General features: G+C 57.6%; 10 protein-coding genes. 2 read left to right on the plus strand and 8 right to left on the minus strand.

Features of this window, described 5'->3' with window-relative positions; all coding sequences use genetic code 11:
- Nucleotides 1–42 precede the first annotated feature (42 nt).
- From C7C56_RS07125 to C7C56_RS07150, 7 genes are all read right to left on the minus strand, one after another.
- The gene (locus C7C56_RS07125) at nt 43–582 is read right to left on the minus strand and encodes a TlpA family protein disulfide reductase (RefSeq protein WP_106756767.1); all 540 of its coding nucleotides are present in this window, start codon (nt 580–582) and stop codon (nt 43–45) included.
- A 332-nt stretch (nt 583–914) separates the two neighbouring features.
- Entirely contained in the window at nt 915–1,793 is an 879-nt protein-coding gene (locus tag C7C56_RS07130; protein WP_106756768.1) for a nucleotidyl transferase AbiEii/AbiGii toxin family protein, read from the minus strand.
- Nucleotides 1,790–2,398 (minus strand): type IV toxin-antitoxin system AbiEi family antitoxin domain-containing protein, encoded by a 609-nt coding sequence (locus tag C7C56_RS07135; RefSeq protein WP_106756769.1) that lies wholly within the window; start codon nt 2,396–2,398, stop codon nt 1,790–1,792. Before C7C56_RS07135 ends, C7C56_RS07130 begins: the two co-directional genes overlap by 4 nt.
- 295 nt (nt 2,399–2,693) lie before the next feature.
- Complete coding sequence (locus C7C56_RS27990; protein WP_146204323.1) at nt 2,694–3,185, minus strand: hypothetical protein; 492 nt, start codon at nt 3,183–3,185, stop codon at nt 2,694–2,696.
- Nucleotides 3,186–3,200: 15 nt separating this feature from the next.
- On the minus strand, nt 3,201–4,427 hold the full coding sequence (locus tag C7C56_RS07140) for an ATP-binding protein (RefSeq protein WP_106756770.1): 1,227 nt from the start codon (nt 4,425–4,427) through the stop codon (nt 3,201–3,203).
- A gap of 3 nt (nt 4,428–4,430) precedes the next feature.
- Nucleotides 4,431–5,327, minus strand: a complete 897-nt coding sequence (locus C7C56_RS07145; RefSeq protein WP_106756771.1) for a tetratricopeptide repeat protein — start codon at nt 5,325–5,327, stop codon at nt 4,431–4,433.
- Nucleotides 5,324–5,806, minus strand: coding sequence for a hypothetical protein (locus C7C56_RS07150; RefSeq protein WP_106756772.1), 483 nt, complete (start codon nt 5,804–5,806; stop codon nt 5,324–5,326). Before C7C56_RS07150 ends, C7C56_RS07145 begins: the two co-directional genes overlap by 4 nt.
- Before the next feature lie 533 nt (nt 5,807–6,339).
- Here C7C56_RS07150 and C7C56_RS07155 point away from each other — a divergent pair.
- Nucleotides 6,340–7,512: an MGDG synthase family glycosyltransferase gene (locus C7C56_RS07155; protein WP_106756773.1), complete on the plus strand. Its 1,173-nt coding sequence runs from the start codon at nt 6,340–6,342 to the stop codon at nt 7,510–7,512.
- Nucleotides 7,473–7,937 (plus strand): hypothetical protein, encoded by a 465-nt coding sequence (locus C7C56_RS07160; protein ID WP_106756774.1) that lies wholly within the window; start codon nt 7,473–7,475, stop codon nt 7,935–7,937. Before C7C56_RS07155 ends, C7C56_RS07160 begins: the two co-directional genes overlap by 40 nt.
- A 32-nt stretch (nt 7,938–7,969) precedes the next feature.
- Here C7C56_RS07160 and C7C56_RS07165 read toward each other — a convergent pair whose 3' ends face one another.
- Entirely contained in the window at nt 7,970–8,656 is a 687-nt protein-coding gene (locus C7C56_RS07165; RefSeq protein WP_106756775.1) for an HAD family hydrolase, read from the minus strand.
- Between the last annotated feature and the right edge of the window lie 449 nt (nt 8,657–9,105).

The following is a 9,105-nucleotide window of genomic DNA, read 5'->3' on the forward strand; positions in this document are numbered from 1 at the left end:
AAACCATTGTCTCGAAATCAGGTTCTACTATAATGCCCGGTATCAGGACGCGGCCGGAACCTTTACGGGTTTCTCGGCCAGCGCCGCATTGACCGTGCCGACAATTTCATCGATCGAATCTTCGCCATAACCGACATTGATGGTCCGGATCCGTCCATCCCGTCCGACCACGACCATGTGCGGCACGCCCTTGCGGCCGAACAACTTCGAACCGCGGTCGTCGATGTCACGGGTAAACATCATTTCCATCGGTGGCAGCCCACGCATCAGCGCCCCGAATTCGGGGCTCGACTGGATATTGATGCCAACCACCTGCAGTTGTTCCTTGCCGGCCGTCTTTTGCACGGTTTCGAGCACCGGAATCTCCTTCTGGCACGGCCCGCACCACGACGCCCAAAAACTGATCACGAGCACTTTTCCGAGGAAGTCGGACGCGGCCAGAGCCTTGCCGTTGCGGCTGCCGATATATTCGGGAACCGGATCGCCGACCTTCACCTGCGCCTGCACCGCCGGCGCCCACAGCACCAGCATGAGCAGCGCAAAGCCGCCGAGTTTTCTATTGATGCTCGTGGAAGTATTCATTGGCGTTTTTTCTTTCAGGTGGAGGCGAGGATGCAGCGTATGCGAGAATTATAGTTTAGTCAACAAGCCGCACATCACCAACGGAAATCAAGTGGCGGTGTCGTTGCCGCTGCCGCCAGCGGGCAAGACTGCGCATGATTCCGCGCGTGTTGGTCATTCGCTACAACGCATATGGCGTGCAATTTTTCAGCCACATCGTATAGACCTGATAGGTGCGCAACTACGGAGCAGGAAATTCTATGAGAAAGACTGGATGGCTAGCCGCCTCATTTTCTGACCCAATGACTTTCTCGCACACGAAAAAGCATTTGGTGCATCTTAAATCGATTGCGTTAAGGTCCTTGTACAACAGCAGCAGCTCCAGGCTGTCCTGCCACACCAACCAGCCCTACCAGAACCTCGACGACTTCAACCAAGTCCGGTGCTTTCAGCTTGTTCTTGGATAGAAATGCCTTCCACTGCTGCTGTTTCATTTGATCTGTAGCGAATGTCGCCGAAAGCCCGAGCGGCGTATCGATCGGTATCGGGGTCCCGCGGCGCTCAAAAGTTGCTTTGATAGCCTCGTTCAAAATTGCGCGGTCAATCGACGCATGCAGCGCCAAAATCCAGAGATCAAAGTAATCCTTCATGCGCGTGTTCGCGATCCCCAGGCTGACCATCGCCTGATATTTTTCCGCCACCACGGTGTACACAGGATAAGCGCGAAGTTGCGGCGCGGGCATATCAGCAAGCACAACCGGGAAGGAAACGCTTTCAGCTGCGGGAGTGACTGCATCGCCATAGCCGACATCGATTTGAATGGCACAGCGCGCACCGTCCAAGACGCCCCGCAAGGTCACGCGCACGCCCTCGTAGTTGGCATCCTTCCGGATCTCAGTGGCCATCACGCTGGCTTGATCGAATATCATACCGTCGTCGCAGATCTGCACGCAGACATCCTGAAAGACTGCCGCAAGATGTTCCATTCCAGCGGGACCAAAACCGAGCAGGTCGATGTCTCGGGTCGGCCTTTGTGGTTGGTCGAACCAGAGGTCGAACAACAAGGCGCCCTTCAACAGAAACTCATTCGACCATGTCGACACGCCAAGCCGATACAGCAACCTTTCAAGCGCGAACCGAGTGAGCATGAGATTGAAATCCAGCTTATCCGCCCGGGCCCGGTTCAGTAGGCGCGCGCGGACCGATGCGCCAACATTCTTCTTGGCTTTCATTCTGCCACCATGGATTCAATGTAAGGTCGCATCACATTTGTCACCCGACATATTTCTGCATAACGCCACAGCTCATCCATGCTCGCGCGTTTGCCCCGCCATGCTTCACGTAGCGCCTCGAGCGCGACATCAAGACCGATCTTGTTGCGGAATTTAAAGCAGTCGGCCACTGTCTTGGCAACGCAAAATACCCGCACATTCGTACCTGCGACATCGACCTCGTCGATCCCTTGCGTCATCGCTTCGCCCGACATCCGAATGATGCGCAGCGGCGGGTAGTCCATGCGGGGGGCATGCGCCTTGTGCGGAATGGCCAGCCAAATTTCGGAAGACTGTTGGGTAGTGAGCTCATGAAAGCGCAGTGCCGAGATCAGGCAGATCACGCCAGTCGAGCTCTTAGCCGACACTTCGGCCACGCTGTCATGCTCGGACGGCGTCCGGTCGGGCAGCGCGTACAGTCCGCGCCCGACTCGGACCAGGCGCCCGTCTTGAGTCAACCGCGCGAGTACGGCGCGGGGCGCGCCTGCAGAATCCACGTCGCGCGTGCGCAGTAGCCCGTTCAAACGGGCGAGCGTCAGGATCACGTCGGCGGAATGGGGTTTCATGAGCCCATTATATACAATTCCTCGGCAATCATCAACAATTGCCGAAAATTTGTACAAGAGAATCAAGCCACTGGCACGAGGCGAAAAAAAGCCCCAACTTGCGGGGCTCATGTTCAATTTCCTGGCGAAAACGGTGTCCTTAGGACTCTCCTATGAGAACGCGCCCCGTTTTTTGTGCTACCCCCGTCCCTCCCCCCGATATCGATAACTTCCGAGGCCGTTCAGCCAGATGATGACCGCGATGGAAGACGCGACGCGCGCAGCATTGCGGCCAAAAATAACCCTTCAAGCAAGGTCAATCTTTTGCGCCAAGTCCGTGTTTCCGTCCATACCATCGCACGGCAGCACACAGTGAAAATACCAGTGGAAGAAGGATCAAGCTGACAACCGTTGTTCCCCAGAAAAACGTATCCCATCTGACTGCCGCCTGCGCTACGTCCGCGAGGGAAGCGATAAATATGATTGCCGACGATGTCACAACTGACAAGACAGGGGCCGCGATCGCAGAAGGACGAAGTAGCTGCCAGAACTTCGCGCACATGCAGTGTTTTGAAACTGCAAACCCGACTATCGCAGAAACAAGGGAGACCGGCAAAAGCGTGTACGTCGGTTCCCAGAATTTGATTCCATAATGGCCGTTAGAATCCAGTAGCATCGTTCCCTGAAAAAATATCGCAAGCAAAGTGCTCGGCAGCGCAAAGAGAATGGCAACGCGCAGACCCAGTCTCGTCATCGCGATCGAATTGCTTTGACCAAAATCTGATGCCGGTGAGCGATATGGATTCATTAACGTAGCCTTCCCTCAGATGAGTTTGGCCTGTTTCAGGTACTTCTCCACATCGCGATACTGATCGTCGCCGGCCGCGTAACGCACCAGGTTGCGTGCGGTCTTGAGCCATTCCATGGTCGAGGACTGGCTTTGCTCGAGCGCGTAATCGAAATCCGACGGGCCGATCGGGCGTTCCGGACTGCCGGTAAGGATGTCATGGATCGCGCTTTCCTTGGCCAGGTCGATGATGCCGTCGATGTCCGCACCCGAGTAGTTCTCGGTCGCCTTCGCCAGCGCGTCGATGTCGATGCCTTGTGCCGGAACGTCGCGCATCTTAATCTCCAGAATGTGGCGGCGCGCTTCCAAGTCTGGCGGTGGCACGAAAACTTGCCGCGTGAACCGGCCCGGGCGCTTCATCGCGGAATCGACATCCCACGGCATGTTGGTCGCTCCCAGGAACAGCAGGTTCTTGTTGTCGCGCTCAACGCCGTCCATTTGCGACAGGAATTCATTGACGATAGTGCGGCTATGTTCGCTCTGCGCCTTGGAGCGCGAGAACGCGAGCGCGTCCAGTTCGTCGAAGAACAGCACACAGGGCTTTTGCGCCCGCGCCCGGTCGAACAGTTGGGCAAGATTGCGTTCGCTCTCGCCCATCCACATATTAAGCACATCGCTGATCCCGACCGAGATGAAGCTGGCATTGCATTCGCCGGCAATGGCACGCGCAATCATGGTCTTGCCGCAGCCGGGAGGCCCGTACAACAGGATCCCGCCGCCGGCCTGTTTCTTGAAGCGCTCAAACAGCGAGGGACGCAAGAACGGTTCGATGATGTTCAGCCGCAGCAGTTTTTTCAACGCGGACATGCCACCCACGTCGTCAAAACGAATCTGGTCGTCCGGCTTGGCTTTAAGCGGCACCACTTTCTCGGTGCCGCCGATCAGCGACAAGGCCGGTGCGCCACTTGGCCGGGCCGACTTTTCCAGCTGCTCGAGTTGTTCGTCGAGCGTAAAGCCGACATGCTGGCGCGCGCGCGAATAGGCGCTCAGGGCATCGGCACGGCGGTCCAGCGCGAGCAGCGCGCGCGCCATGCCGGTCAGGCTGGCCGCATCATTGGCCTGGCGCGAGGCAAGCTCATACTGCTTCAGCGCGGCTTGCGCATCGCCGGCCGCCAGCAACAGCGCTGCGTAATCCAGGCGCGCGGCGGCATTGAAAGGATCGTCGAGTAGTGCTTGTTCGATTTGTTCGCGTGTCATTGTCATGGTTCAAATTCCGGCGCGGCGTTGCAGCCAACGCGTCAGTAACGATGGGTAAATCCAGGAATAGACGCAGTAGGAGATCAGGGTCGTGTTGATCGTCCCCGTCCACTCGCCGCCGATGTAGTTGTTCAGCTGTGTCAGGCCGAACAGGGTAAGCAGGAAAAAGCCGATCGTGGCACCCACGCCCCAGCGATTGAATGGCCACAGGGGAATCATGGTCCAGTGCGTAAGCGTTTCGAGCTGGACCACCATGCCAAGAATCTCTGCCGAGTCGGGCTGGGCGCGCAGCAGCTCGATTGCGATCCGTTTCGCGGACCAGTACTTGCCCTGTTCGGTCAGGTGCACGATGAGCAGGCGGCTGGTCCATTGGTCTTCCGGATACTTGCGCAGCAGTTCGGACAATTTTATTTTTTGCGCATTTTGGTTCCCCTTGATCAGGTCACCCATCAGGCAGGCCGCCAGCGCCTGATCGTTGTTGGGATCGAGCCGGAAGGCTTCGCGCGCGAGTGCGTCTGCCTTCTTCACGTGCAGGGTGCGGTACATGAGCAGCGAATAGTGTGCGTACAGCGTCGCATTCTGGGGATGCTCGCGCAGCAAGTCGAGCAGGACCGCTTCCGACTTGACCAATTCCTTGAGCGCCTCGTAGACGGAAACGAGCAGGAAGCGGCCGGCCAGGTGCTCGGGGTCGCGCGTCAACAGTTGCAGCAGCGTGTCTTTGGCCTTCTCGAAGTGCGTGTGTTCAACATCGATACGGGCTGCCTCGTACAGCAAGTCGCTATCGTCGGGGAACTCTGTAAGCGCAAGAGCAAGCTCCTGCGTTGCCAGGTGCAAGCGGCGCCGCTCGATCAGGTTCGAAATGCGTTGCTGGTACTGGCCAGCGCTCAGGTTGGCGCTATCGCTCATTTGCTCACCATTAAGGCTAGGACGAAGTCGGTGGCGTGCGCAGTTCCGTAGGTCATGCCAACGCCGAGGACGGTGCACACGAGGCAGGGAATCCAGGCCGACGGCAGGTCCGTCAGCATATTGCTGGAGCGGTGCTGCTGGCGATGCAGGAGGTAGAACCCACCCCAAAGCAGCACCGCGTAGACGCGCAGCATGGTGTACATTGGCTGGCGGGCGCCGGTTGCTTGCGCGAACCATTGCACGGCCTCAGGCAGGGGATTCGTGGTTGTCGCGATCATCACCCCGATTACGCCGGCAATTGCAAGCAGGTAAATGGGGACGTCGAGCCATCGCCTGAGGCGGTAGGAGTTCAGCGCGCTGTACAGGATCACGGGGAAAGGCCCGAGGAAAAATCCGGGCAGCAGGCTCCATGTGATGGAATACAAACCAACGGCCGGTGGCGCGTTGGTCAGGGAGGGACGGAGCAAATCTTCACGCATGTTGCTGGGAGGCCTAAGTGAGTTGGGGCAAAACCTTGTGATTTTAAACTAACTATTAGCCAGAACCTACGGAATGTAGTTATCGGGGCCAGACCTCTCAACTACGAAAAATTTCGGAATTGAGGTCTGGCCCGAATAGATAAAAATATTCGTCACTTTCCAATAACTGCCGACATATTGCGCAAAGGCTTCAAGTCTCTCGCACGCGTGTTCATCGTTCCAAACCCCGTGGCTTCACAAAAGCGGCTGTCACTCGTTTACCGCGTCGATGCGGGCACCGCGAGCGCCATCAGCACGACGAACCAAACCTGACCAGGCACTTGCGCCGCGTATAGCGGACGCTCGGGCAGTGCAGCGCCCTTGGAAATTTGCCGTGGGGCCAAGGCTGGGCGCTCTCCCCTTGATGTAAAGGCGTGCCGAGCGAGTTTTAGGCGGGCCGCTGCTATACCTTGGAACGTGGTCTGGTGAGGGGGTGTCATCGCTGCGTCATGCAGAGCCAATAAAATCGCAACGGTTTCCGTTTAAAGGCGCTCATGACTCGCACAACCATCCTCCTGCTCAGCGTTTCTGCCGGCACTGGGCACACGCGTGCAGCGGAGGCACTTCGCGCCCAAGCCGGTGGCGCCGGGGACGTCGAGGTGATCCACCTCGATTTGCTGAACTTTGTCAGCCCTCTGCTACGGCTAGTCTACGCTGACCTTTATTGCACGCTTACGAAAGTCATGCCGACGGTATGGCGTGCGCTCTACCATCTCACCGACAATGCGCAACCTGGCGGCCTTGGCCACCGCATGCGGCGCTGGGCGGAACGCGCCAACAGCCGGCAGTTGTTATACGAGATCGAGCAACTTGCCCCTGACCTCATCGTTTGCACCCACTTCCTGCCCGCCGAGTTGCTGTCACACTTGCTCGCTTCGGGCGCAGTGCGATGCCCGGTCTGGGTGCAGGTCACGGATTTCGATTTGCACCGCATGTGGGTGCATGAGCACATGGCTGGCTATTTCGCTCCCAACGACGAGGTCGCGTTCCGGATGCGTGGCTACGGCATTGCCGCCGATGCGATCCACGTCACTGGCATCCCCATCATGCCGGCATTCTCAATACCGGCGCAACGGGACAAGCTGGCACGAGAGCTTGGTTTGCAGCCCGAGGTGTCGACGATCATTTTGATGGGCGCAGGCAACGGCTTTGGAAACGTGGCCGAGCTTGCCCGGCACATCCTTTGCACATGGGACCACGTCCAGCTCATCGTCCTGGGCGGCAGGGACCAGCAGACGCTGGCCGAGTTGCACGCCCTCGCTGCCAGTCATCCTGGACGCCTGAAACCGATAGGCTATACCAAGGAAATCGAGCGGCTCATGGCATGCGCCGACATGATCGTCACCAAGCCGGGCGGCTTGATCACTTCGGAGTCACTGGCGATGGGCTTGCCAATGATCCTGATTGCCCCGATCCCCGGACAGGAGGAACACAATGCGAATTACCTGCTTGAGCAAGGTGTCGCCTTGCAGGCAAGCAATCTGGCCACACTGACATACCGGATCGGCAACCTGCTGGCCCACCCGGAAAAGCTCGCCGGCATGCGGAACAGGGCACTGCCGTTGGGCCGCCCCGGTGCCGCCGGCCAGGTACTCGATACCGTTTTTACCCATCTCGAAAAACAGCAATGCCGACTCCACATTCAATCCAGCTCGTCACTACTTTAGCCGCCATCTTCGTGCTTGCATTCTTTTTTGCAAAGGCCGAAATCCATATCGAAGGGGATGCAGGCTGGGCCGCCAATTTGCCCACCTGGCGCATCGAGAAACACTGGCTGCTCGATGTTTTTTGGGGTGGCCGTCCGATGACCGGCTACCATGCGTGGGTTTTCCCCTTCATCTTCATCTTCTTTCATTTCCCGCTGTTTTACATGGCGGAGTGGTCATGGCAGCTGGAGGCGCGCGTCGTGGCGTCAATCATGCTGTTCTGGATCGTCGAGGATTTTCTGTGGTTCCTGCTCAACCCTGCCTTTGGATGGAAGCGATTTCATCCGCAATACGTCACTTGGCACAAACACTGGATAGGCGGTGCGCCGATTGAATACTGGCTATTCTCCGCGCTGTCCGCGCTGCTATTTTATTTATGGTACTAGTGCACCGCCCAGAAATCCGCCGAATCGGGTATCTATAAAGGCATCTCAAATGCATTGCGTACGCGCGCGCACAGATCACCGGGCGTGCGTGAAATCACTTCGTCGGGCACATCGAATTTCTGGGTCAGCCTGTCGTGGTCCTCGAAGCCGTAGGAGACCATGAACGGATGCATTCCCATGTTGACGGCCGCCTGGAAATCCTTGTATTCGTCGCCGCAGATATAGGAGCGCGCCGGATTGATGACAAATCGTTCGCGCGTCAGCCGGAACTGCATGGTCTTTTGCTCTTTGAGTGGAACATGGTCAAAGAAATCGAGCGCGTCAACGTCGATGTCATGTCTGCGGAATAGCTGGCGCAATGTCTCCAGCGGCTCATTGGTGATATTGCGCGTGACCACGCCAACCACGGTATCGGGGTCGGCGATCAGGGCACGCATCAGCTTTGCGATCCCTGGATACAGGCTAGCCTCGCTGCGGTACACGTCGGTGAGCGTAGCGACGATTTTCTTGCGGCCTTGCTGCCGAATATTCTGTTTGATAATCGACGGAAATTCCTTGAGCCCGCCAAGATATTTGAAGAGGTGATGCCGCTTTTGAAAACTGGTTTCGTCGCCCAGTGTCATACCGTGATGAACGAAGGTCGCCTCGATCGCTGAATAGGCATCGATCGTGGTGCCATCCGCATCAAGAATGATGAGCCGTTTCTTACTTTGGTACATAACGCCGCCCTCCTCGATTTGGCGGAACGGTGCCCGCCCGGATGAGCGGATCAAATTTCCACCATGTGGCAACCCGATGGTATCGACGGGATACGACCGGCGTGTGACACAGCAGGCACCGCCGGGCTCTGGACTGCGAAATTGCCGAACATTTCGAATCGTTGGTCGCCGAGCAGAGACAGGAGATGGCGGACTTGGCGGTGAAATAAGAACGCGCAACGCACTGCGGACGTTCGTGGTTTGGTCGATCACGCGCGTCCCTCGGATACATGTCCCCGCTAGCCACACCTCAAGCTTGAACCGATTGGTCGCAGGGTATGCACGGGTCGGCGCATTTGACTAAACTGCCGCCCGGCCGTTGCCTAAGGTGGATGCTTTCGTACCTGAGGAGTTTCCATGCGCGTTTTACTTTCCTTCATCGACCACTAGCAGCCTGTCGGGCTTTCCCC

This window comes from Massilia glaciei, from assembly GCF_003011895.2.
Taxonomy (GTDB): domain Bacteria; phylum Pseudomonadota; class Gammaproteobacteria; order Burkholderiales; family Burkholderiaceae_D; genus Telluria_A; species Telluria_A glaciei.

Bases quoted from the DNA above. Each gene is read 5' to 3' on its own strand.
- C7C56_RS07150 (WP_106756772.1), bottom strand. From the start codon at position 5,806: ATGCGTGAAGATTTGCTCCGTCCCTCCCTGACCAACGCGCCACCGGCC.
- C7C56_RS07130 (WP_106756768.1), bottom strand. From the start codon at position 1,793: ATGAAAGCCAAGAAGAATGTTGGCGCATCGGTCCGCGCGCGCCTACTG.
- C7C56_RS07125 (WP_106756767.1), bottom strand. From the start codon at position 582: ATGAATACTTCCACGAGCATCAATAGAAAACTCGGCGGCTTTGCGCTG.
- C7C56_RS27990 (WP_146204323.1), bottom strand. From the start codon at position 3,185: ATGAATCCATATCGCTCACCGGCATCAGATTTTGGTCAAAGCAATTCG.
- C7C56_RS07145 (WP_106756771.1), bottom strand. From the start codon at position 5,327: ATGAGCGATAGCGCCAACCTGAGCGCTGGCCAGTACCAGCAACGCATT.
- C7C56_RS07140 (WP_106756770.1), bottom strand. From the start codon at position 4,427: ATGACAATGACACGCGAACAAATCGAACAAGCACTACTCGACGATCCT.
- C7C56_RS07135 (WP_106756769.1), bottom strand. From the start codon at position 2,398: ATGAAACCCCATTCCGCCGACGTGATCCTGACGCTCGCCCGTTTGAAC.
- C7C56_RS07165 (WP_106756775.1), bottom strand. From the start codon at position 8,656: ATGTACCAAAGTAAGAAACGGCTCATCATTCTTGATGCGGATGGCACC.
- C7C56_RS07160 (WP_106756774.1), top strand. From the start codon at position 7,473: ATGCCGACTCCACATTCAATCCAGCTCGTCACTACTTTAGCCGCCATC.
- C7C56_RS07155 (WP_106756773.1), top strand. From the start codon at position 6,340: ATGACTCGCACAACCATCCTCCTGCTCAGCGTTTCTGCCGGCACTGGG.